The organism is Cohnella hashimotonis, from assembly GCF_030014955.1.
GTDB lineage: Bacteria > Bacillota > Bacilli > Paenibacillales > Paenibacillaceae > Cohnella > Cohnella hashimotonis.
In genome coordinates, this window is sequence record NZ_JAGRPV010000001.1 from 6,706,771 (window position 1) to 6,730,996 (window position 24,226).

The following is a 24,226-nucleotide window of genomic DNA, read 5'->3' on the forward strand; positions in this document are numbered from 1 at the left end:
TTTCTTTGTGATTTATTTGCGTCCCGTCCGGTTTCAATTTTTGGCTGTGCACTTTTCATAGGCAGCTCAAGCTTTTTATTCGTAAATTACTTGAAATACAGACAGTCCAAACAAAATCGCCAATATAATAAACAATGATGCTTGAATGCGTGCAGCACCGGAGCGCCCCTTCAAGCATTTGGAGCGGTTCATTCTCAAAATTTCAGTTAAATCAACGCGAAAGAACCGCCCTGACGCCAGAGCGGTTCTTTCGATATTGGAGTTACGAAAATCTCCGGGCAAACCTCGCCATTATCTAGGCAGTTGCGATATGCGCCGCTTCTTCCTGCCAATCCTGCTCGCGCTCCAGCCGCCACATGCGCCAATACAGGCCGCGCGCGCGAAGCAGCTCCGCATGGGTGCCGCGCTCGCGCACGCTCCCTTGGTCCAGTACCAGAATCTCATCCATCCGAGCGAGCCCGGACAGTCTGTGCGTGGCCCACAGCACGGCCTTATCCTTGAGCGCCGTCTCCATGTTGTCTTCAAATGCGCGCGCCGTCAACGCGTCCAGGCCGGTCTCGGGCTCGTCGAACAGGATGGCCGGCGCATCCAGCAGCAATGCCCGCGCCAGCGCGAGCCGCTGGCGCTCGCCTCCGGACAGCGAGGCGCCCCACTCGCCGATGATCGTGTCGTAGCCTTCGGGCAGCTCAGACAGCTTGTCGTCGATGAGCGCCTGACGCGCGGCGCGGCGCATATCTTCATCGGAGGCATCCGGCCTGCCAAGCCGGATGTTGTCCGCCGCGGACGCGTTGAACAGCTGCACGCGCTGCGAGACGAACGCGAAGAGAAGCGCCCCATCTCCCTCCTGCGTCTCCGTCAGGTCGCGGCCGTTCAGCCGGATGCTGCCGCCGTCAGCCTCGCGCAGACCGAGCAGGCACTGCAGCAGCGTGCTCTTGCCCGCGCCGCTCGGTCCGACGACGGCAATTCGTCTGCCGGGCCGCAGCGTCAAGGACAAGTCCCGCACTGCATAGGGCGCGTCCGGGCCATAGCGGCATGACAGGCCGCCCACCTGCAGCTCCCAGTCGGACACGGCCGCTCCCGGCAAGGCAGGCACGGCCCTTTGCGACACGGCGGGACCGCACGATGCGGCCGCAGTCTCTCGGCCTGCGTCGGTCGTCGCCGTGCGTGCCTTCCTAAGCCCTCGCTCTCCTGCGGCCTCGGCCTCGTCCGCCATGGCAAACAGCCGCTCGGCGGACTCCATTGTATGGCCCAGCTGCTGGAAGGCCGCGGGCAACGGCATCACCGCCTCGAAGCAGGCCAGCGCGATCATCGCCACGGCCGGGATGTACAGTCCTTCGAGGCGCCCGTTCGCGGTCAGCCATGCGGCGCACAGAAGCACAAGCCATAGGGTCACGTGCGCCGATGCGAGCATGGCCCCGTTCGTGAACGCGCCCAGCCGATTCAATCCGGTCTGCAGCCGGTCGAGGCGCGCTTGCCCGGCCCCGATCCGATCGATCCGGTCGCGCGTGCGGCCGAATATCGCGGACTCCGTCAGGCCCGCCAGCAGATCGGCGGTTTCCGCGTACAGATGGCCGCGGCCCGTCGCAAACTCACTGCCCTTTCGACGGCCGGCGCGGAAGCCGATCCAGGGCAGTCCCGCGCCAGCAACGAGGAGCATGCCTCCGAGGATCGCGCCCAAATAGGGATCGAACGCGGCCAGCACGGCCGTGCCGAGCAGCGCGGTCAGCGCGGCGACGATCGGAGGCGCAATAACGCGCAGATACAGATTCTGCAGTTGTTCGACGTCGCTCATCATGACGCCGAGCACGTCGCCGCCGCTGCGGCGCTCGAGCAGCGAGACGCCGCCGCGTTCGAGCCGCTCGTAGAGCCAAACGCGGATGCGCTGCAGAATGCGGAACGTCAGATCGTGGGACGCCAGGCGTTCCAGGTAACGCAGCACACCGCGCGAGATGCCGAAAAAACGGACGCCGACGATCGGCACGAACAGCAGCAGCACCGTTTCCGGGCGCAGAGCCGCCTTGGCGATGAGATAGCCTGAGGTGCCCATAAGTCCCACGTTCGCGGCGACGGTCGCGAAGCCGAGCAGCGCGGCGAGCGCGAGCCGGCCTTTATAGGGCAGGAGGAAACTCATCAGCCGCCGCCAAGTACCGCCGTGCGATCCCCGGTTCCCATCCGCCGCGCAATTCGCAGGATCACCTGCCCCGGAACCCGGCGCTGTCGGCGCCTCGGGCGCTCCCGCCCAGGCAGGCGCATCTTCGCCTTTGCGAAGGTCGCCTGGCAGCGGCACGGTTTCATCCGCGGCGAGCGGCGGCTGCCGCACGGCGCTTAGCGCAGGCTTCTCTTCGCCGCGGGAAGCCGCGGACAGGCGCGCGTACAGACCGTCCGCGGACAGCAGCTGGGCCGGCGTCCCGATTTCCGCGAGCCGTCCGTCCGCCAGCACGATGACGAGATCCGCTCCCCGCACCGTCTCCAGCCGGTGCGCGACCGTGACGGACATGCGTCCCCGCAGCAGCGTATCGAGCGTCCGGCGAAGCTCGGCCTCACGCATGGCATCGAGTCCTGCCGTAGGCTCGTCGAGCAGGAGCAGCGGCGCGTCCTTCAGCAGCGCCCGTGCGATCGCCAGCCGCTGCTGCTGTCCGCCGGACAGCCGGGCCGATTCGCCGAGAACGGTATCCATCCCCTGCGGCAGCGCGGCCACGACGTCCGCCGCGCCGGACAGCTCCAGCGCCCGAAGCACCTCGGCCTCCGTAGCGCCGGGGCGTCCGTACGCGACGTTGTCGCGCACGGTTCCCGGAAACAGCTTCGGCTGCTGCGGTACGCCGGACAGCTCCTTGCGCCACGCCGCCATCGACAGCTCCGCCATGTCGACGCCGTCGATATAGACGGCCCCGACCGTCGGCCGCACGAAGCCCTGCAGCAGATCGAGCAGCGTGCTCTTGCCCGCGCCGGTCGGCCCGATGACGGCGACCCGCTGACCGGGACGGATCGTCAGCGACAGCCCGCTCACCGCGTCGCGCTCTGCGCCCGGATACCGGACGCTTACGTCGCGCAGCTCGATCGTGCGGCCCGCCTTGCCGTCCGTTGCAGCTCCGCCGTTTGGCGCTTCCCTTTGCACCACGGCTCCGGTCTGCATTCCGGCGATGCCGGTCTTGCCGATCGCCGCCACTTCGCTTTGCACCCCGGCCGTTCCGATCGCACCAGCCGCGCCTTCGGCCCACGCCGCAACCGCAGCGTCTGCGCCGGCCGCCTCCGCAAGGCCGCCGGGCGCGGGCTGCATCCGCGGCAGCTCCCTGCCGTCCGTCCGCTCGGGCCAGCCCGCTCCTTCCGCCCCGAGCAGCTCCACGATCCGCCGGATCGCGCTCATCCCTGCCGCGCTGGCATGGAACTGCGTGCCTACGGCGCGTACCGGCGCATAGAACTCCGGCGTCAGCAGCAGCACGAGAAACGCCTGCTCGAACCCGATCCCGCCGTCCGCCAGGCGCAGCCCCAGGAAGACGGCCACGACCGCTGTGCTCAGCGTGGCGAACAGCTCCATCACGAACGCCGACAAGAAAGCCAGCCGCAGTGTGCCCATCGTCTCGCGGCGGTAATCGTCGCTGAGGCGATCGATAATCTCGATCTGTGCGCGGCTGCGGCCGAACGCCTTCAAGGTCGGCAGTCCGCGGACGACGTCTAGGAAGTGCCCGCCAAGACGCCCGAGCAGCTTGAACTGCCTGGTGGCCTTGCTCTTGGCGGCGACGCCGACGAGGATCATGAACAGGACGAGCAAGGGCATCGTCACCGCCAGCACGACGGCCGATATGAGATCGAGCCGCAGCGCGACGGCGAACACCGCCGCAGGGACCAGCATCGACAGCGCGACCTGCGGCAAATATTTCGACAAGTACGCTTCCAGTTGCTCCACGCCCTCATGGACCGTGCCGAGCAGCTCGCCCGAGCGCTCGCCGCCGATGCTCCGCGGGCCCAGCTCCGCCAGCTTGGCGATCAGGCGGACGCGCAGCTCCCCTTTAATCCGCAGCGCCATCTGAGCGGACGCATGCTCGCCTGCCGTCTGCAGCACGGCGCGCAGCGCGATCCACAGCAGCAGCACGCAGAAGGCCGGCAGCAGCGGCGCAAGCGGCGAGCCCCGGAGGAACGCCCGGTCCGCGATATCCGCGATCCATGCCGCTTCGAGGATCAGCAGCATGCCCGCGCCGAGACCGAGTCCGATGCTGAAGGCGAACAGCTTGCGCACGCCGGACACCTGGCGGAACAGCTCCCGCAGCATGTCAGTAGTCCAGGTGGTCGGCCGGGGTCACGCGCTTGCGGAACACCCAGTACGTCCAGATCTGATAGGCCAGCACGAACGGCAGCACGCTGCAGGCGACGATCGTCATGACCTTGAGCGTATATTCGTTCGACGAAGCGTTGTGAATGGTCAGCGACCAATCCGGATTCAGCGACGAGATCATGACGCGCGGGAACAGCGACATGAACACGGTGACCGTCGACAGCACGATCGTCAGTCCCGTCATGATGAACGCCCAGCCGTCCCGCTCGGCCTTGATCAGGAACGGCACCGACAGCAGCGCGAACCCGGCCGATACCGGCACCATGCCGGGGAAGATGCCGTGGCGCGTGAACATATCCGTTTCAAAATAACTCAGGACGACAAACACGAGCAGCGCGCCGCTCGTCCATGCGCCGATCCGCTTGGCGAAGCCAAGGGCGCGATCGCGCAGCTCGCCCGTCGTCTTGAGCGACAGGAACAACGAGCCGTGCAGCAGGAACAGCAGCACGATGCTGAGTCCCGCGAGCACCGCGTAAGGGGACAGCAAATCCCAGAACGAGCCTACATAATTGGTCGTCTGGTCGATCGGCACGCCGCGCATCAGGTTGGCGAGCGCCACGCCCCAGAGCAGCGGCGGCAGCAAACTGCCGAAGAAAATGATCCAGTCCCACGTCGCCCGCCACCGCGCGCTCTCCAGCTTGCTGCGGAATTCGAACGCGACGCCGCGCCCGATAAGCGCGATCAGCATGAGAAACAGCGCCATGTAGAAGCCGCTGAACAGCGTCGCGTACCAGTTCGGGAAGGCGGCGAAGATCGCCCCGCCCGCCGTGATAAGCCATACTTCGTTGCCGTCCCAGACCGGTCCGATCGTGTTGATCATGACCCGGCGGTCCGTGTCGCCGCGTCCGATGATTTTCGTCAGCATGCCCACCCCGAAGTCGAAGCCTTCAAGGAAGAAGAAGCCGATGAACAGCACGGTCACCAATATAAACCATAACGTCTCCAGCATGGCGATATCGTCGCCTCTCTTTCGTATGCGTTAGATAGATGAGCTTCGACCAGTCCGGACGCCGCTTTAGAGAATCGGCAGCGCCGGATTGCCCGGATTCGCATGCGCCTTGTGCGACGCATCCGCGGCCATGTCGTCCTTGCGGACGAAGTGAACAATCAAATAGACGAGCGCCGCCGCCAAAAGGCCGTATACGACCGTGAAGCCGATCAGCGAGGTCAGCACCATGCCGCTTGATACGAGCGGGGACACGCCGTCCGCCGTCTTGGCCAGGCCGAACACCGTCCAGGGCTGCCGCCCTACCTCGGTCATCACCCAGCCGGACAGATTGCCGAGCCACGGCAGCGCCATCGCCGGCATCATCCACCAGAGGAATCGCGGACTGTTCAACACTTTCCCGCGATACATTTTCCAGACACCGAGCAGCGCGACGAGAATCATGAGCATGCCCGACACGAGCATGACGCGGAAGCTCCAGAACGTGGTGCGGACGGGCGGGATATAATTGCCGGGACCGTACTCCTGCTCGTACTTCGCCTGCAGCTCGTTCATGCCCGGCACAGACCCGCTCAGCTTGTTGTAGGACAGCACGCTCAGCAGATAAGGCACCTCCAGCTTCGCCGCGTTCTGCTTGGCCCCCGGATCGATCGCGGCCACGACGGTCCACGGCGCATGCTCGCCCGTCGTCTCCCAGAGCGCCTCGGCCGCCGCCATCTTCATCGGCTGTGATTCCATCAGGTGCTGCGCCTGTTCGTGACCCGCGAACGCCGTAAGGATGCTGCCGACGAGCGTCACGACCATCCCGATCGAGAACGACGCCTTGAACGCTTCCGTCTGATGCTTGCGCAGCATCTTGTAGGCGCTGATGCCGACGACAAACATGCCGCCGGTGCACAACGCCCCGTAGATCACGTGCGGGAACTCGACCCACAGCTGCTTGTTGCCCAGCAAGGCGAAGAAGTTCGACATTTCCGCGCGGCCGTTGTTGATGACGTAGCCTACAGGCTCCTGCATAAACGAGTTGGCCGCCAGAATCCACAGCGCCGACAGCGTCGCCCCGATCGCGACGAGCCAGATCGCCGCCAGGTGCACCTTCTTGGGCAGTTTGTCCCAGCCGAAGATCCAGATGCCGAGGAACGTAGACTCGAGGAAAAAGCTGACGAGCGCCTCCACCGCCAGCGGTCCGCCGAACACGGCGCCGACGTAGCGCGAGTAATCCGCCCAGTTCATCCCGAACTGGAACTCCTGCATGATCCCCGTCACGACGCCCACCGCGAAGTTCAGGAGGAACAGCCTGCCCCAGAACTGGGTCAGCTTCTTGTACTTCTCGTCGTTCTTGACGACGTAGAGCGTGTTCATGAAGGCGATCAGGTAGGCAAGCCCGATCGATAAAGGCACGAACAAAAAATGATAAATCGTGGTGACGCCGAACTGCCATCGCGCCAGATCCAATGCATCCACAAATAGGCCTCCTCTCTCACTCGAAGCCCATTATAGCGGCGGAGCGCATGCCGGCATGTGATCGATGTCACAATACGGTTAGAACCCTGCGAGACGTCGCAAATCGTCACAAAAATGCCGCGAGGCGGCGCGCGTTTTCAGGGATGACATCGCATTTTGCCCCGTTTGAACGGTATCCCCTTCAGTCAGGCGACGAGCAAATATCCCCTCAGTCAGGGGTAGAGACGGTCGCGAGCGCAAGAAAGGGAGCATGAGCAAATCGATTCCCCAATCGATTCCCAGAGCGTTTCCTGTGCGAAGGGGATATCGTTAAAACGCTTTAAAACACTAAGCCGCCCCAAGTATCCGCTCCACCGGCCGTTCCCTCTGGATTTGCGCCCTCCGCGGCATTATGATGGATAGAGTCAGGCTAAGAAAGGGGGGCCACCTATGTCAATCAACCGCAGGCTGCTAACGGACACGGATTTCCAAGAGGCGATGGAGCGTCAGCTTCGCATGCGCGTGTTCAAAAACGACCATATCGTGGACAGCGGCGGCGTCATTCTTCGCTTTGACGACAATACCGTCGTCATTCAATCCAGTGTCAGCGAGCTGGCCTATCACAATAGGCGAGACTGCGAATTTTTCGAATTGAAGCGGAGAACCTGAGCCTATCCAACCATATTCGCCTCCTCTCGCGCATATCCATGGGGAACAGCGCAAGGAGGCGATTCAATTGAAAAAAGCTTATTTGGCATTCCTCGGTCTTATCGTATGCTTGACCTGTCTGATTCCTTTGGGTACCGCGTCCGCGGCCTCGGCCGCCCAGATCAAGCTGAACGCAAAGTACAGCGGCTACGAAAATTTCATCGTCATCGACAAATCGCTCAATAAACTGGCTTACTTTAAGGAAGGCAAGCTCGTCAAAACATTCCCCGTAGCGACCGGTGCCAAACCTTCGTACACGCCCGAGGGCCTTTTCGTCATTCAGGAGAAAATTAAAAATCGCCCTTATTACAAAGAGAAGATCAAAGGCGGTGATCCCAAAAATCCATTGGGCGATCGCTGGCTCGGCCTCAAAGTAACGCTCAAAAACGGAAATGTATCCTACGCATACGGCATCCATGGCACGAACAATGAAAAGTCCATCGGCAAATATGTATCGTCCGGCTGCATCCGGATGCATAACAAAGACGTCCGTTGGCTGTACGAGGAGGTTCCGAGCAAAACACCGGTACTCATCCAAAAGTAATCCGCCGCCCCTCCGGACGAGAATGTACGTTCCCTAAAAGGGATTGACTTCCACCTTTGTTTCCGTGTATAGTGAACGAACAAAATACTTTTCATCCGACAGGGGAAGCACCCGCGAGTCAAGGCCACAGCCTTGCTTGCTGGTGCTTTTTTGCTGTCCAATCCACTTTTTGGGGAGGAATTTCGTTATGCGATGGGGATGTAAATGGGTGTTTGCAGCGGTACTGATGTGGTTTGCGATATCGCCAGGCGTTTCTGACGCCGCTTCGTTCACGTTCTCGACGGCGGCCAAGACCGCTTACGACAAGATGAATGCGGCAGCGGAGCCGGAGCTGCGCACCAAGATCGCGTCTCAATACGATACGCTGCGATCGCTGGAGGCCAAGGGCGATCAGACGGACGCAGCGACCGCCGCCCTCCACGAACGCAACGAACAGCAGTTGAAGACGGCCAAGCAGCGGATCAAGGACATCGACGCAGCCGAGATCGCCAAGCTGGATGGACAGGTCAAGACTGCGCAAGCCAAGTACAAGCCGCTCTTCGACGGTTACACGTCGCTCAACAAACGGATCGAGGCAGCACGCAAATTGAAAAACAAAGAATTGAACGCCGCACTCAAGCTTCAAGCCGATATCATGAAGGTTACGATTCAACTCGCCCGCGACGATATTCGAGCCAAGAAAGACAAGCTTAAGCTCGCCAAAAGCGCCGCCGCCTTGAAGGCCAAGCGCGCCAAGGAGCCGCTAGCGTCCATCGACGGACTCAAAACGCGAATTCAAGCAGAGAAAAAAGCGGCGTCGGCTGCGAAGCAGGCTGGCAAAACGCTCTGGAGCAGCTTTAATGCGTCCGCAAAAAAGAATGCGCCCCGAGATGCGTTAAGCGACCTCTCAGGCCTGCTTAAGTTGGCAGGTCAGATCAACGCAGCCAAGCAGAATCAATACGTTTTGGAGCAGAAGATCGCGGATGCAATCGCACGCGCCTCTTCGTTGGCTGCAGTATAAACGCCCCAACGATTAGAATAAACAAGGCAGCTGCAATTTTGTCCTTGGACGCACAAAAGCCCGGCCATTGGCCGGGCTTTGCTATTTAAGGGCGTTGCCGCCGCTTAAAGTTTTTATTACAGCTTTACAACGTTTTCAGCTTGCGGACCGCGGTTGCCTTGAACAACGTTGAATTCAACGCGTTGGCCTTCGTCAAGCGTCTTGAAGCCTTCGCCGACGATTGCGGAGAAGTGAACGAATACGTCGTTGCCGCCTTCAACTTCGATGAAACCGAAGCCTTTTTCTGCGTTGAACCACTTAACTGTACCTTGTTGAGCCATTTGGTATTACCTCCAAAAATGTTTTTTCTACATGACCTTTATTTTGCGTAGAAAATAAAATTCACATATTGTACAAGGTTATTAATCCTTCTAAAATAATAACCCTCTACAATATGTGAACTCAGGTCAAGATTTAGATTAAACTCATCTTATCATATCTTGTCCAGGAACGCAAATGCAGAAATGGTCTGTGCAAGGCAGAACAAGAAAACGCTCTTCCTTGCCGGCTACACTCCCCACGGCAGGGTAAAGCGTCGCTCAAATATAGGTTAACCAAAGACGAGAGGTTCTAAACAGGGTCTGAAAACTTTTTTTTTTAAGCGGGGGGTTTGCGATCCCTCAAGCAAAGATGCCGCCCTCCAGGGGAGAAGCGGCATCGGGCATGAATCACAAGCGCCGAATATCGATAACCGGCGTTAGCTGCGGCTCGACATCGACAGACTCGTATTCACGAGAGCTGGAAGCATGCGCTCGGTCTTTTCCATCGGAGATCCGCAGAGCGTGCAAGCCGGTTCGTCAGAAAACGCAAAATTTTCGCGAATCCATCCGTTGCAGCTGTCGCTCGCGCAGGACCATACGGAAGTCGGTTCAAGAGGTACCTCTTCAACCGGTTTTTTGCGGGAGTTGTACATGGAGCGCTCCTCTCCAAGGCTAAGCCTTGTTCCTTGTATTGGGCGTAACACAAGCAGCCTCGAACCGTCAAAACTAAAAAATCATATACGCGACAAGGCCTCTTACTGCCATGAAACCTTGACGATATATGATTCTCCACGTACATGCATTATATCCATCATAGCCCAAAAAAGAACGAATGGCAAATCCAAAAAGGACCGCAAACGGCATTCGCTTCCTTGAAAGCGCTTCTCAATTCTTGGCAAAGCCCTCTTCCTTTAAATAGTCAACTGCTTCCTCATAGGAGTCGAAAGCGCCGTCCAAGTTGAGCCCGGCGTAGACGTACCACATCGCATCTTCTTCGTCGTACTTTAATTCCAGCGTCTGCCGCTTTTCGTTCCGCCAGATCTCTTCAAGCGCCGGCTCGGACTCCCCGCCCGCATCGCCTCTGAGCGAATCGATTGAAGCCGTGATAATCGTCCGCAGTTGCTCCTCCGAGAACTCCGCGATATTCGTAAAGCCTTTGTCGTCCGTCTCGTATCCTTCAAGCCTTCCCGCATAAACGAAGCCGTTGCCGCTGCGATGAAGGTGATAAAGGACGTTTTTCTTATCGTAGGCGCTGTCCTCGAATTGATAATTTACGCGCCCGAGCGATACTTCTTTGCGTGTCAGCTCATTGAATCCGTCAGCGATAGCCAGTTTTTTCTCGAAGCTAAGCATGCTTGCACGCTCCTTGTCCATGATCCATATTATAGTCGCGATCGTACGCTCGCGTTTAAATCGGCAACCGCATCAGGTCCAGCCCCAGAAAAATCCGTCGCGGTCCCACGCGACACGCCCGCCGTGGAGTTTGCGGAACGCCTTGACCACCTCGCGGTCGAGCGCGGTATGGCCGCGTTCGTTCACGAAAACGAATCGCTCGCCGAACTGCTCGCGGATATAAGCGACCGCTTCCTCCTGCTTCAACATTCCCCGGTGGCGTATCTCGCCCACCATCCACGCCGCGACATCCTGCGCCGTTTTTTCCATCCCGAAGCCTCCTTGAAATACCGGCAACTCTCCTACGCATAGCCGCTTCTTATTGTACCAAATTGACGGGAAATGCAGGCAAAATAATCGAACGGCGTACACAAACAGAGGGACGATTCCGGCTGTTCGCCGGATCCGCCCCTCTCGGTATGATCTTTATTGCCGGATCAAACCCGCCTGCACGAGCATGCGCCGAAGCATTGTTGCCGCCTCCGCGCGGGTCACCTCTGCCGCCGGGTCAAGCCGGCCGCCCGCCCCTTGGATCAGACCCGCCTCAACGGCGCCCGCGACATCCGAACGCGCCCAGCCATGAATAGCGGCGCCATCCGCAAATGCTTGCAGGATGCGCTCCGAATCCGCCGTCGCGCCGACTTTAGTGCCGGCGAGCTTCGCCGCGCGCATGACAACCGCGAACGCTTCCTCGCGGGTAATCGTGTCGTCCGGCCGGAATCGGCCGTCGCTGCCGCCGAGCAGCAGGCCGTATGCCGCCGCTTGTTCGACTGCACCGCCGTACCAGGCTCCTGCCTTCAGATCCGTAAATGCGGACGCAGCTCCCGATTTTTGCGGCAGGCCCAGCGCGCGGATGAGGATTGATGCGAATTCCGCGCGACTGACAGCCGCATTCGGGCGGAATTCCCCACCGACGTAGCCATTCACGATCAGCCGGACCGTCATGTCGGCGATCGCCTCCCGAGCCCAATGCCCGCTCAGATCCGTAAAATCATGCGTCTTCGATCTGACGAGCGCGTATGCGCTATTCGTCAGACTGCGGACGACTGCGTAATATCTGCCGTCGCGGGACACGATCTCCGTGGGGACCGGCCGAAGCGTGCCGTCCGGTTCTACCGCGACTGCGGTTACGCCTGCCGGATCGGATCCAGCCGGGAGCGGAAGCTCTCTTTTCACAAAAGACTTAAAGCTATCGATGATCGTCGTCCGGCCCAGTTCATCCACCGACAGTTCAAACATCACCGGAGAGCCGAAGACGGTATAGCCTGCATCCGATGCCGCCTTTGATAGCTGCAGAGCTGTCTTCTCTCCCCCTTGACCAATGGTCAAACTGAACGTAGCGCCGTCAGTTGGCTCGATTGGAAGGTCCGCTATCGGAAGCATGTAGAGGCCCTGGGCAGTCACGAGCTCGAGCGCCGCCCACTTCGCCTTCATGGCGTTCAGTGCCGCTGCGTCAAAACGAACGATCAAGCTCGACGCATCGTCCGGCGCCGTGATCGCGACCGTGGTGCCCTCCGAGGCAGACGATAAGGCGGCAGTCAGCGCCAACGTGAGCAGTTGTACGTCAAGATCATGCCCATTTATTGTCGCCTTCCCGATCAGAGACTGGGCCTCTCCTCCAATCGTCAGCTTGAAGGGAGGAACCGCAGGCTCGTTTGCACCGTTCGGATCAGGTGGAGGCGTCGACGTTTCCGGATCCGTCGGGGTTTCAGGTTCAGATGCCTTTTCTCTTTGAATATGCAGCGTGTACGTCAATATTTTGCCGTCCTCCGCGACGACCGCGATCTGCATGGATGCCGCAGAGACGCCTAGCGCGACGGATTTGGACTCGGCGTTCAGCAAGACCGGGCCGCCGATCTTTGCGCCTTCCGCGTCGTAAACGCTGGCCGTGACGGATTGACGCTCGTTCGCTGCTGCCGACGTTACATTGAGTGAAGCGATGTCAGCAGGCAGGGTAATCGTGTATTCAGTCGTTTGCGAAACGAAGACAGTGCTCCACGTACCTTTAGATAGCGTTAGCGACGTTAATTTGGGAGCCGCTACAGGATCCGGATCGGGGTCGGGGTTTCCTCCCGGTTCGATCTCCCATTTCGCGTAAAGACGAATGTCGTCCAGACCTATCGTTAGCTTGTCGCCGGCTTTGTAGATGGCGCCGCTCCCGTCGGTCGCAAGCGTCCAGCCGGCGAAGGTGTAGCCGCTTTTCGCCAGGCTGCCTGTGTTGCCTTGTACCGTTACTTCGGCGCCTGCTTCATATGCGGCAGCATCCGTCGGCACGGTGCCGCCGTCCGCATCGCTGGCGTCGTACGTCACATGGTACGTCGGGTTCGCCGTCCACTTGGCGTGCAGCGTCACATTCACCGCGCCGATTGTCAGCTTGTCGCCGGCTTTGTACACCGTGCCGGTGCCGTCGGCCGCAAGCGTCCAGCCGGCGAAGGTGTAGCCGCTTTTCGCCAGGCTGCCTGTGTTGCCTTGTACCGTTACTTCGGCGCCTGCTTCGTATGCGGCAGCATCCGTCGGCACGGTGCCGTTATCCGCATCGCTGGCGTCGTATGTCACTTGGTACGTCGGGTTCGCCGTCCACTTGGCGTGCAACGTCACATCCGCCGCGCCAATTGTTAGTTTGTCGCCGGCTTTGTAGATGGCGCCGCTCCCGTCGGTCGCAAGCGTCCAGCCGGCGAAGGTGTAGCCGCTTTTCGCCAGGCTGCCTGTGTTGCCTTGCACCGTTACTTCGGCACCTGCTTCGTATGCGGCAGCATCCGTCGGCACGCTGCCGCTGTCCGCATCGCTGGCGTCGTATGTCACTTGGTACGTCAGGTTGGCCGTCCACTTGGCGTGCAGCGTTACATTCCCCGCGCCCATCGTCAGCTTGTCGCCGGCTTTGTACGCCGTGCCGCTCCCGTCGGCCGCAAGCGTCCAGCCGGCGAAGGTGTAGCCGCTTTTCGCCAGGCTGCCTGTATTGCCTTGCACCGTTATCTCGGCACCTGCTTCGTATGCGGCAGCATCCGTCGGCACGGTGCCGCTGTCCGCATCGCCGGCGTCGTACGTCACATGGTACGTCGGGTTCGCCGTCCACTTGGCGTGCAGCGTCACATCCGCCGCGCCGATAGTCAGCTTGTCGCCGGCTTTGTAGATGGCGCCGCTCCCGTCGGCAGCGAGCGTCCAGCCGGCGAAGGTGTAGCCGCTTTTCGCCAGGCTGCCTGTGTTGCCTTGCACCGTTACTTCGGCGCCTGCTTCATACGCGGCAGCATCCGTCGGCACGGTGCCGCTGTCCGCATCGCTGGCGTCGTACGTCACATGGTACGTCGGGTTCGCCGTCCACTTGGCGTGCAGTGTTACATTCCCCGCGCCCATCGTCAGCTTGTCGTCGGCTTTGTAGATGGCGCCGGTGCCGTCTGCAGAGAGCGTCCAGCCGGCGAAGGTGTAGCCGCTTTTTGCCAAGCTGCCTGTGTTGCCTTGTACCGTTACTTCGGCACCTGCTTCGTATGCGGCAGCATCCGTCGGCACGGTGCCGTTGTCCGCATCGCTGGCGTCGTACGTCACATGGTACGTCGGGTTCACCGTCCACTTGGCGTGCAGCGTTATCTCCGCCGCGCCCATCGTCAGCTTGTCGCTGGCTTTGTAGACCGTGCCGCTTCCGTCGGCAGAGAGCGTCCAGCCGGCGAAGGTGTAGCCGCTTTTCGCCAGGCTGCCTGTGTTGCCTTGCACTGTTACTTCGGCGCCTGCTTCGTAGGTACCGGCATCCACCGGCACGCTCCCGCTGTCGGCATCGCCGGCATCGTACGTCACTTGGTACGTCGGGTTCGCCGTCCACTTGGCGTGCAGCGTTATCTCCGCCGCGCCCATCGTCAGCTTGTCGCCGGCTTTGTAGACCGTGCCGCTTCCGTCGGCAGAGAGCGTCCAGCCGGCGAACGCGTAGCCGCTTTTGGCCAGATTGCCTGTGTTGCCTTGTACCGTTACCTCGGCACCTGCTTCGTATGCGGCAGCATCCGTCGGCACGGTGCCGCTGTCCGCATCGCCGGCTTCGTAAGTCACATGGTACGTCGGGTTGGCTGTCCACTTGGCGTGCAGCGTTACATTCCCCGCGCCCATCGTCAGCTTGTCGTCGGCTTTGTAGATGGCGCCGGTGCCGTCTGCAGAGAGCGTCCAGCCGGCGAAGGTGTAGCCGCTTTTTGCCAAGCTGCCTGTGTTGCCTTGTACCGTTACTTCGGCACCTGCTTCGTATGCGGCAGCATCCGTCGGCACGGTGCCGTTGTCCGCATCGCTGGCGTCGTACGTCACATGGTACGTCGGGTTCACCGTCCACTTGGCGTGCAGCGTTATCTCCGCCGCGCCCATCGTCAGCTTGTCGCCGGCTTTGTAGACCGTGCCGCTTCCGTCGGCAGAGAGCGTCCAGCCGGCGAAGGTGTGGCCGGTTTTGGCCAGATTGCCTGTGTTGCCTTGTACCGATACTTCTGCGCCTGCTTCGTATGCGGCAGCATCCGTCGGCGCAGTGCCGCCGTCCGTATCGCCGGCGTCGTACGTCACATGGTACGTCGGGTTCGCCGTCCACTTGGCGTGCAACGTTACATTCCCCGCGCCCATCGTCAGCTTGTCGCCGGCTTTGTACGCCGTGCCGCTCCCGTCGGCCGCAAGCGTCCAGCCGGCGAAGGTGTAGCCGCTTTTCGCCAGGCTGCCTGTGTTGCCTTGTACCGTTACTTCGGCGCCTGCTTCGAAGGTACCGGCATCCACAGGCACGCTCCCGCTGTCGGCATTACCAGCTTCATACGTCACGCCATAGGTCGGATTCAACGTCCACTGCGCATACAGCGTCACGTCGGCTGCCGCCATCGGCAACGTTGCGCCCGCCGCGTACGGCTTGCCGCTGCCGTCCGCCTCGGTATTCCAGCCGGCGAAGGTGTAGCCGCTTTTAACGAAGCCGCCGATATTGCTCATGACGATCGCTGCCGCCCCAGCCTCATATTCCTCGCTGTCGCTCGGCCCGGTGCCGTCCGTTTCCCCATTGCCGTCATACAGAACCCTGTACGTCGGATTCTTCGACCACTGCGCGTAGAGCACCAGATCTTCCTGCCCGATCGTCGCCTGGTCGCCTTCCGCATAAGGCGTCCCTGTGCCGTCGGCTGCCGTATTCCAGCCCGCAAACGTGTATCCGGTCCGGATGAGCGCTCTGGGATTCCCCAAAACTTCAGCCTGTTCCTCTTCATAATAATAGTAATCGTCGATCGGCACCTTGCCGCCCGTATTGCCGTTCCCGCGATAGATGACGCTGTAAGTCGGGATCGCCACCGTAACGACCTGCTGCATCGTATAAGCGGTTTTATTGCCGGCCTTGTCCTTCACGATGACGTTAAAATAATAGGGCATGCCGTCCAACAGGCCCGTCAATGGCAAGCTGTCGGCATTGGCCGTATACGCATTGACTGCGATGCCTTTGGACTCGATGTCCGCGACGGTCTGCAGGTTGTTCTTGAACGACCGATAAACGCGATATTGCAGGTCCGCCTGTCCAGACATGTTATCGGTCGCCTTGGTCCAGGCGAGCGTAGCGCTATTCGTCGTGACGTCAGAAGCCGAGATGGTGCCGGACGTAAGCGCCGGCGCCGTATCGTCCAGCCATACGAGGCTCTGCGCCGGTACGCTCGAATCCTTGACCGTACCGTTGCCGAGCTGACCGTAATCGTTGAAGCCCCAGCCCCAGAACGAGCCGTCGCTGCGCAGCGCGCCCGAGTGGAAAGCCCCCGCGGCGATCTGCGCGACGTCCGTAAGGCCGGTCACCTGTACAGGCGCCTTGCGCGTCGTGGTCGAGCCGTCGCCGACTTGGCCCAGATTGTTATAACCCCAGGCCCACAGCGTGCCGTCCGCCTTCAGGGCAAGGCTATGCCAGCCGCCCGCGGACACCGCGACGACGTCGCTTATCCCCTGCACCTGGACCGGCACGATTCGCTTGGTCGTCGTGCCGTCGCCCACCGCGCCCCAAGAATTCTCCCCCCAAGCCCACACGGTGCCGTTTTCTTTTAGCGCAAGATTGTGATAGTTGCCGGCCGAGATCGCGATCACGTGATCCAGCCCGGTCACCTGCACCGGCGTAGCCTGCGCGGCAGATTCGGTGCCGTTGCCCATCTCTCCTGCCGTGTTGAGTCCCCAAGCCCATACCGTTCCGTCGGCCTTCAGGGCGATGCTATGGTAGCCGCCGGCGGATACCGCGATCATATTCGTTAGACCAGGGACTTCGGCAGGCACGGAACGGCTTGTCGTCGTACCGTCTCCGAGCTCCCCGCTGTCGTTTTTCCCCCAGGACCACACCGTCCCGTCCACCTTCAGGGCCAACGTATGATAGCCGATGCCGCCCGACAGCGACGCGACGCCGTCGATCGCGATCTGCACGGGCAGCCACTGGTTGGTCGTCGTGCCGTCCCCTAGCTGACCATGATTGTTGGACCCCCAGGCCCATACCGTGCCGTCCTTCTTGACCGCGAACGACTGCCGTACCCCCGCCGCGACCGAAGCGACCTCCGTCATGCCTTTCGCGGCCACCGGCTTGCTGCGGTTCACGTCCGTGCCGTCCGCGAGGCCGCCGAATTCGTTGCCGCCCCAACCCAACATCTTGCCGCTCGTGGTCAGACCGACATCATGGTAATAACCCGAGACGAGCTGCATCTCGTTCGCCGGTGCCGCCGCGTGGGCTGCGCCTCCATATGCAGGAATAAGGCCGAACAACAGCGCTATGCACATCAGTATGCTCAACTTGCGATTCAACTTGGTTCCCTCCCAGCTTGCCGGCGCGCAGTCCGGCTTCTGCCGCTATTTTAAGGGAGGCACGCAAGACGATACGATTATCGAAAGTTAATTCGGTTGAAGGAAAACATCGTTAATCCTTACTGCCGCTAACCGTCTCACTAACGCAAACAGCCCGCTCGCCTGACGGCGAACGGGACTGTCGACGATCTTAAGTTAAGGATTAACGTTGATCGTGAAGGTGGAGGTTGTATTTTTGATCGGCGTCACGACATTGTTGAACTTCAGGTTGTTAAACGTCACCGAGCCGACCGCAGGGCCTTGACCCGGCTCAGGCAGCTCGTTTGCCCAAATGCCCACGCCGCTCTTCGCGTCGAACGCATCGCCGCTTTTTTGCGCGCCGGAGATCGTAATGTTGGTGAAGATCGTGTCGGTGACCGGATTTTCCGGCTGCGTGCCGTTGTACTTCGTCTGGAACATGATGCCGTGGTACGTCGGATCGACGATATCCACGTCGCTCACGCGGATGCCCTGAAATACCTTGGATGCGGAGAACACCCAGATGGCCGGGAACGTCTGCTGGCCCCAGAAGTGGCCGCCCGCGCGCACGATCGAGATGTTTTGCAGATTCGTGGTCGGACTTGCGCCGAAGCCGTTCATCGGATAGCCGAAATCGAGCGAGCTGATCGTGATGCCCGAATAGCAGAGCGTATCCGCGATGTAAATGTTGCGGAACGTGTTGGCGTATCCGCCGTACACGGCGAGTCCCGCCGCGCGCCAGGTGAGGATGGACGTCAGATTTTCGAAAATGTTGTCTTTCTCGTCCGCTCCGCCTGCGTCGATTGCCGAGAATAACGCGAAGCTGTCGTCGCCGGTCGCGCGCGCTTCGTTGTTGGAGATCAGGTTGTTCGTGCTGCCGTTCGTCATGTTGATGCCGTCCGCGAATGTGTTGCGAATGCGCGAGTTTTTGATCGTCATGTAATCCGTGTTGGCGCCCCAGTACATACACACCATGTGCTCGGTCCAGATGTTATCGATCGTCATGTTGGCCACGTTGGAGAAGTCGAATACCTTGCCCGGTCCGTCGATCCGGGACGTGTAGTTGCCGAAGTAGGCGAAGTTGGCAAAAGTAGAGCCGTTCGCGGTGGACGTTGCCGAGAAGCCGATGTCGGTGTTGGTCTGGTTCGACGGCGCGACGAAACGTGTATACCATGGACCGGCGCCGATGACCTTAATTGCCTTGCCGTACACCTGGAACTTGTTCGACGTCGTATACGTACCCGCCGGCAGATAGACGCCTACGTAGGTGCCGGTCGTGTCCATCCGCACCTTGTCGAGCGCGTTCTGCACATCTTGATGCGTGAAGCCCGTCGGCACGACATACTTGGCCGGATCGGGATTCGCGATCGGCGTCGCCTGCTCCAGGCTGACGAAGTCGATCGCATAGTTCGTTGTGTTGGCCGCGTCCTTCTGCAGGCGGATCGTGCTGCCCGCCGGGATCGTGGTGTCGAACATGAGGTTCGCTTCGTCATAAATGTGACGCGGCGAGCCGGAGCCCGGGCTGTTGCCCGGCGCTGTCTCGGAGCCGTACAGCCAGGCGTACTTGGATGTCAGATCGATGGCTTTGGCAAACGTGCCGTTGACGTAAACGTTCAGCGTCGCGTTGATGCCGTCGCCGCCCGTGGCGTCCGGGATGGAGAAGCGGGCGACCAGCGTGTTGGCGCTCGCCTTGGTCGTGAACTGCACGTAGCTGCCGGTCGAGTTAAGCGTGACCGCCTTGCGACCGGAAGCCTCGCCGGCGAGGTCGCCGATGTTGCGGTTCGGTCCGACGACGGCCGCTCCGCCGCCGATCGTGCCGTCCTCGGCCTCGTACATGTCGAACGGCATGTTCGCGCCGCGACCGACGAACAGCGGCTGCGTGGAGACGTTGTTCGCTTGCTTGACGGACAATTCGTTGCCGTCGGCTGCGATCTGGACCTTGACGTTGTACTTGCCGTTCGCCGCGGTCCAGCTGCCAAGGGGGATAGACGGACTGGACGCGCCGGCGGCGAGCGTGCCGGTATAGCTGGCGGTTAATGTTTTGAGGACCGCATTGGTCGTGGCGTCTGTCAGCGTCAGCGTGACGGCGTGCGCGCCGGCGGCCGAAGCGATCGTGCCCTGATTTTTCAGGATGACGGAGAAGTTCGTCGTATTGCCCGCAGCCGGATTGCTCGGGCTCCAGCTGACCGACGTAGCGACCAGATCCGAGCTTTGAACCGGGCTGACCGTCAGGTTGGAAGCGCCGGTGAAGCTGTTGTTGTTCTCGTTTTGCTCGATGACGGCGTTATCTTCGTCGACCTTTGCGGAGACGGCGTAGCTGCCTGCGTCCTTCGCACCGATGTTGACGCTGATATTGGCTTGAGCGCCTGCCGCGAGCGCGCCCACGTTCGCCGTGCCTACCTTGGTCGTGCCGAGGTAGAAGTTGACGGTCGTCGCCGCGGAAGCCAGCGTGCCTATGTTTTTAACGGTGGCTGTCAGGCTGACACTGTCCGTCTCGACAGGCGCGGACGGCGTCCAGGATAGGCCCGTCACGGTCAGATCCGGGTTCGGCGCGGGTACGCCGATGACCTGGAACTCGGCGACCTGCCCGCCCGTCGCGCCCGTGTTGGCCGTGAACTTCAGCTGCACGTCGCTGGCGGTAGCGTTCACGGGGATCGTTACCGTGTTGCCGGTTGCCGGGTTAAACGTATATTGCGCGGACGAGACCAAGTTGTTGAACGTCGTCGCGTTCTGATCGCGGCCGAGCACCTGGATGGTCTGCGTGCGCGTCGCCCAGGCGCTGTCCGGACTAAGCTTCAGTACGATCTGCGAGATGCTGGCATTGGCGCCGAGCGAGACGGTCAGCGTGGCGGGATAGCTGTTCGCATTGCTTTCCCAATAAGTCGCCGTGCTGCCGTCGTTGGCATTAGTCGCGGCGTACGTCCAGTTGACCGAAGAAGCGACGATCGGCTTGCCCTGCGCCAGGTTAGAGCCGGATGGCGGAGGCGTAGAGGTTGGCGTGGCCGTCGGGGTGGCGGTTTGCGTAGCTGTCGGCGTAGCCGTCGGGGTGGCGGTTGGCGTTGCGGTCGGGGTGGTTGTCGGGGTCGCGGTAGGCGTAGCTGTCGGCGTCGGGGTTGCGGATACCGCTGTCAGCGCGATTTGGTCCAGGTTGACGTTGCCCGAATCGGTTGTATCGTACTTATAGGCGATCGTGTTGCTGCCCGCATTCAACGCAAAAGTCTCGGACTGGGTTCCCCACGTGTCCCAATTGGCGAGATTGGCGAGTGTCGTCTGCTTGACCTTCGTGCCGTTCACGTAAACGCTCAGCGTTCTGGCCGCGCCGTTCGCGTTGCCGTACTTGAGCGCGATCGCGTAGTTGCCGGCGGCTGCGGCATTGACGGTAAACTGCGTCTGCGCGCCTTGCGTCCAATAGCCGTCGACGAACCCAGTCCCCGTGTACCCCGGGTGGTCCGTGTTTACTTTGGCTCCGCCGGACAGCGCAGCGGCCTCTGCTTCATACACATTATTGGCCGGCGGCGTGACGGCGCCGTACACCTCGAATTCGGATATCTGACCGGCCGGCCAAGCGCTGTTGGCCGTGAAGTTAACCTTGATGTAGCGCGCGCTGGCGGCGGCGAAGCTGATCGTCACCGCGTTGCCGGTAGCCGGGTTAAATGAATAAGACGCGGAGGCCGCAAGCGTGCTGTAACTCGAATCGTTCAGACTGCCCTGCACGGACAGCGTCTGGGAGCGCGTCCCCCATCCGGACGGCAGCTTCAGCACGACTTGATTAACAGTAGAGGCTGCGCCCAGGTCAACTCGAATCCATTGCGGAAATGCGTTGTTCGCGCTCTCCCAGTAGGTGCCGGCGTTGCCGTCCACGGCATTGCCCGCTTGGTACACATCTGCGTATGAGCTTGCGGTCACAGGTTTGTTCGCCGCCAGATTCGGGCCGTCGGCATAAGCCTTGGATGCTTGAAGCCCGGCCAAGTTGGCGAGCAGTCCGGCCATCAGCGCGAGAGCCAGCAAAGAAGCCGTCCACGGCTTCCGTTTCCCCGTATGCAGTTGCATGAACATCATCTGCCTCCTTTTAAATGGATAACTCGATTTTTTTCCCTTCCGACCTGGGCGGCTGATCAGAGATGCCCGATAAAGCCCGCGCTGCCACAAACCTCCTCCTCCCGAATATGGATGATGCTTCCTTTAAATTATAAGCGCTTACAAGCCAGTCCGACGATGTACATTCCTATGCGATGTGTGTGCGGAATTACGATTCATCGGCGTGGTGGGACCGAGACCACAGAAAGCGTTGCGGAACCTGGCGTGGTGGCGCTGGGTGTGATGGTGCTTGGCGTGATGGTGCTTGGTGTTATGGTGCTTGGTGTTATGGTGCTTGGTGTTATGGTGCTTGGTGTTATGGTGCTTGGTGTGATGGTGATTGGTGTGATGGTGATTGGTGTGACGGTGCTTGCGGGGTGGCGTTTGGCGGGTGGCGCGGTTCGTGCGCAGGTTGGGCGATATAGCGATGCGGCACATTCTTATTGGTCGAAAATCGGCCTCAGCGCACGGAATAACGATGCCGCACATCGTTATCCGGCGGGGTTAGGCATTGTATGGCGCCATAACAGTGCCCTGTCGATTGATTTTGCCCGAAACGAAACCGACTCGCCCGCAAAATCGCGGACGAGACGGTTGGATGGCTCACGATGGACGTCAGCGGCGCAAATGGTAAGGCACGGTCGCGATGATGACGTCCTTCTGGTTGTACAGATAAGCGCGGAGCAGCAGACTCGACTGATTGTGCAAAATGTGCTGCCACCAGTGCTTGGCGATGAACTGCGGGATGAGGACGGTGATGTGGTCCGTTTCGGCGGTTTTCCACTCGATTGTGTCGATGAACTTCATGATCGGGCGGATAATGCTGCGATAGCTGGATCTCAGCGTGATGAGCCGGACGCCGGGATCCCAGTCGGCCCATCTTTTTTCCATGCGCTCGATCTCCTCGTCATCGAAGCCGACGTAGACGGCAACGACGTTGTCGGTCAGCGACTTGGCATAGCTGAGCGAATTCATGACGACGCGGGTGACCCCCGCGACCGGCACGACGATCGTGCTGCCCTTGATGCACGGCTTCTCCTTGGTCGGGTCGATGCGAAGCTCGTCGGCGGTGTTGCGGTAGTGGCGCGCGATGGCGAAAAATGTCCACATGACGACCGGCAGGAAGACGAACACCATCCACACATGCGTGAACTTGGTGAAAATGAAGATGAGCGTGATGCTCAGCGTCGTCAGCATGCCGATCGTGTTGACGATCAGGCGCGTCACCCAACCTTGCGGACGGAGCCGGATCCACCGCACCATCATGCCGAGCTGCGACAGCGTGAACGGGATGAAGACGCCGACGGCGTATAGCGGGATCAGGTTCTCGGTGTTGCCGTGGAAAATAATGACCAGCAGCGCGGAGAATACGCCGAGGAAAATAATGCCGTTCGAGTAGCCGAGCCGGTCGCCGCGAACCATGAAGGCGTGCGGCATGTATTTATCCTTGGCCAGCATGAACGCCAGCAGCGGGAACGCGGAATACGCCGTATTCGCCGCCAGCACGAGAATCAGCGCAGTCAGCGCTTGAATGACGTAGTAGATCGTGCCCCGCCCGAACGTCGATTCGGCGATTTGCGAGACGACCGTCTGCTTTTCGTCCGGCGCCACGCCGTACCAGTAAGCGAGCAAGCTGATGCCGATAAACATCGCGCCCAGGATCGTGCCCATCATGATCAGCGTAGCGGCGGCGTTGCGTTCGGCCGGCTTCTTGAAGTTGGGAATGGCGTTGGACACGGCCTCGACGCCCGTGAGCGCCGAGCAGCCCGAGCTAAAAGCCTTGAGCAGCAGGAAGAGGCTGACGTTGGACACCGCAGCGCCGAATTCCGGCACGTGAGCGGGTGCGCCGCCCGTTGCATACTTGATGATGCCGACGGCGATGAGCACGAAGATGGCAACAACGAACAGATAGATCGGCGTCGCGAGCACAGACGCGGACTCGGTCACGCCGCGGAGGTTCATGACGGTCAGGATCAGGATGATGACGAGCGCGATAAGGACGCGATGTTCGTGCAGCGAAGGGAAAGCCGACGTGATCGCGTCCGTCCCTGCGGACGAGCTGACCGCAACGGTCAATATATAGTCGACCAGCAGCGAGCCTCCGGCCAGAAGTCCCGTGGAGATGCCGAGATTGTCCTTGGCCACGATATAGGCGCCGCCGCCGGCCGGATAGGCATAAATGGTCTGGCGATAAGACAGGATGAGAATAAATAAAAGGCCGAGCACCGCCAGCGAGATCGGCACCGAGTACCAGACAGCCGCGAAGCCTGCCGCCATGAGGACGATCAGAATCTGCTCCGTACCGTACGCGACAGACGACAGCGCGTCGGACGACAAGACGGCCAGCGCCTTGAATTTTCCCAGCTTGGCGCCTTCGATCTCCGCGCTTTTCATCGGTCTGCCGATCAGTAGCCTTTTAACTTTGCTGACCATGGGGTTATCTCCTTTGCTGTACCGGCACCGCGGAAATGCATCAAAAAAAAGCCGCAGGAAAGGATCTCCCGCAGCTTATTCTTAAGCGAATAGCGGCGCAGGTTCCTCTTCCGGACGCTTGCGAGGTTAGCTGTCGGATTCGGGCCCGGCAAGCAGCCCTACGCCTGGCATAGCCAAGCGATTCACCCCTGGGCGCATGTGCGGCACCCGGTTGGTTCCCCCGTTCCCGCATTGTGCGGGATTCAGCGATTAGGATGTTGAATCACGAAATGAATCATACGTT

13 protein-coding genes and 1 riboswitch are annotated in these 24,226 nt (G+C 60.6%); of the genes, 3 read left to right on the forward strand and 10 right to left on the reverse strand.

Translation table 11 applies throughout. The features are described from left to right. Positions 1–295: 295 nt before the first annotated feature. From cydD to KB449_RS26705, 3 genes are all read right to left on the reverse strand, one after another. Entirely contained in the window at positions 296–4,267 is a 3,972-nt protein-coding gene (cydD, locus tag KB449_RS26695; RefSeq protein WP_282911274.1) for a thiol reductant ABC exporter subunit CydD, read from the reverse strand. Between the two features lies 1 nt (position 4,268). Then, positions 4,269–5,279 carry a cytochrome d ubiquinol oxidase subunit II gene (cydB, locus tag KB449_RS26700; protein WP_282911275.1) on the reverse strand — a complete coding sequence of 337 codons (1,011 nt, stop codon included), beginning with the start codon at positions 5,277–5,279 and terminating at the stop codon, positions 4,269–4,271. A gap of 66 nt (positions 5,280–5,345) precedes the next feature. After that, positions 5,346–6,740 carry a cytochrome ubiquinol oxidase subunit I gene (locus tag KB449_RS26705; RefSeq protein ID WP_282911276.1) on the reverse strand — a complete coding sequence of 465 codons (1,395 nt, stop codon included), beginning with the start codon at positions 6,738–6,740 and terminating at the stop codon, positions 5,346–5,348. Between the two features lie 429 nt (positions 6,741–7,169). Between KB449_RS26705 and KB449_RS26710 the strand changes: the two genes are divergently transcribed. The 3 genes from KB449_RS26710 (at position 7,170) to KB449_RS26720 (ending at position 8,971) form a co-directional block, all read left to right on the forward strand. Beyond that, a complete protein-coding gene (locus KB449_RS26710; RefSeq protein WP_282911277.1) occupies positions 7,170–7,388 on the forward strand; it encodes a hypothetical protein in 219 nt (72 codons plus the stop codon). Between the two features lie 67 nt (positions 7,389–7,455). Then, positions 7,456–7,971 carry a L,D-transpeptidase gene (locus tag KB449_RS26715; RefSeq protein WP_282911278.1) on the forward strand — a complete coding sequence of 172 codons (516 nt, stop codon included), beginning with the start codon at positions 7,456–7,458 and terminating at the stop codon, positions 7,969–7,971. 187 nt (positions 7,972–8,158) lie between these two features. Further along, complete coding sequence (locus KB449_RS26720; protein ID WP_282911279.1) at positions 8,159–8,971, forward strand: hypothetical protein; 813 nt, start codon at positions 8,159–8,161, stop codon at positions 8,969–8,971. A gap of 116 nt (positions 8,972–9,087) precedes the next feature. On the opposite strand, the gene KB449_RS26725 is transcribed toward KB449_RS26720, so the two are convergent. From KB449_RS26725 to KB449_RS26755, 7 genes are all read right to left on the reverse strand, one after another. Beyond that, positions 9,088–9,291, reverse strand: a complete 204-nt coding sequence (locus tag KB449_RS26725) for a cold-shock protein (RefSeq protein WP_090118053.1) — start codon at positions 9,289–9,291, stop codon at positions 9,088–9,090. A 416-nt stretch (positions 9,292–9,707) separates the two neighbouring features. Beyond that, positions 9,708–9,923 carry a cold-shock protein gene (locus KB449_RS26730; RefSeq protein ID WP_090118052.1) on the reverse strand — a complete coding sequence of 72 codons (216 nt, stop codon included), beginning with the start codon at positions 9,921–9,923 and terminating at the stop codon, positions 9,708–9,710. A 232-nt stretch (positions 9,924–10,155) separates the two neighbouring features. After that, a complete protein-coding gene (locus tag KB449_RS26735; protein ID WP_282911280.1) occupies positions 10,156–10,623 on the reverse strand; it encodes a hypothetical protein in 468 nt (155 codons plus the stop codon). Between the two features lie 72 nt (positions 10,624–10,695). Further along, positions 10,696–10,932: a DUF6953 family protein gene (locus KB449_RS26740; protein WP_282911281.1), complete on the reverse strand. Its 237-nt coding sequence runs from the start codon at positions 10,930–10,932 to the stop codon at positions 10,696–10,698. 156 nt (positions 10,933–11,088) lie between these two features. Then, positions 11,089–17,415 carry an InlB B-repeat-containing protein gene (locus KB449_RS26745; RefSeq protein WP_282911282.1) on the reverse strand — a complete coding sequence of 2,109 codons (6,327 nt, stop codon included), beginning with the start codon at positions 17,413–17,415 and terminating at the stop codon, positions 11,089–11,091. 195 nt (positions 17,416–17,610) lie between these two features. Then, the gene (locus KB449_RS26750) at positions 17,611–21,489 is read right to left on the reverse strand and encodes a galactose-binding domain-containing protein (protein WP_282911283.1); all 3,879 of its coding nucleotides are present in this window, start codon (positions 21,487–21,489) and stop codon (positions 17,611–17,613) included. A gap of 636 nt (positions 21,490–22,125) precedes the next feature. Then, positions 22,126–23,943, reverse strand: coding sequence for an APC family permease (locus tag KB449_RS26755; RefSeq protein ID WP_282911284.1), 1,818 nt, complete (start codon positions 23,941–23,943; stop codon positions 22,126–22,128). A gap of 100 nt (positions 23,944–24,043) precedes the next feature. After that, a riboswitch (cyclic di-AMP (ydaO/yuaA leader) is annotated at positions 24,044–24,201 on the reverse strand. Positions 24,202–24,226: the final 25 nt, after the last annotated feature.

Coding starts and splice junctions, on each gene's coding strand:
- KB449_RS26750 (WP_282911283.1), bottom strand. CDS start 21,489: ATGTTCATGCAACTGCATACGGGGAAACGGAAGCCGTGGACGGCTTCT.
- cydD (WP_282911274.1), bottom strand. CDS start 4,267: ATGCTGCGGGAGCTGTTCCGCCAGGTGTCCGGCGTGCGCAAGCTGTTC.
- KB449_RS26730 (WP_090118052.1), bottom strand. CDS start 9,923: ATGTACAACTCCCGCAAAAAACCGGTTGAAGAGGTACCTCTTGAACCG.
- KB449_RS26710 (WP_282911277.1), top strand. CDS start 7,170: ATGTCAATCAACCGCAGGCTGCTAACGGACACGGATTTCCAAGAGGCG.
- KB449_RS26720 (WP_282911279.1), top strand. CDS start 8,159: ATGCGATGGGGATGTAAATGGGTGTTTGCAGCGGTACTGATGTGGTTT.
- KB449_RS26740 (WP_282911281.1), bottom strand. CDS start 10,932: ATGGAAAAAACGGCGCAGGATGTCGCGGCGTGGATGGTGGGCGAGATA.
- KB449_RS26725 (WP_090118053.1), bottom strand. CDS start 9,291: ATGGCTCAACAAGGTACAGTTAAGTGGTTCAACGCAGAAAAAGGCTTC.
- KB449_RS26735 (WP_282911280.1), bottom strand. CDS start 10,623: ATGCTTAGCTTCGAGAAAAAACTGGCTATCGCTGACGGATTCAATGAG.
- KB449_RS26755 (WP_282911284.1), bottom strand. CDS start 23,943: ATGGTCAGCAAAGTTAAAAGGCTACTGATCGGCAGACCGATGAAAAGC.
- cydB (WP_282911275.1), bottom strand. CDS start 5,279: ATGCTGGAGACGTTATGGTTTATATTGGTGACCGTGCTGTTCATCGGC.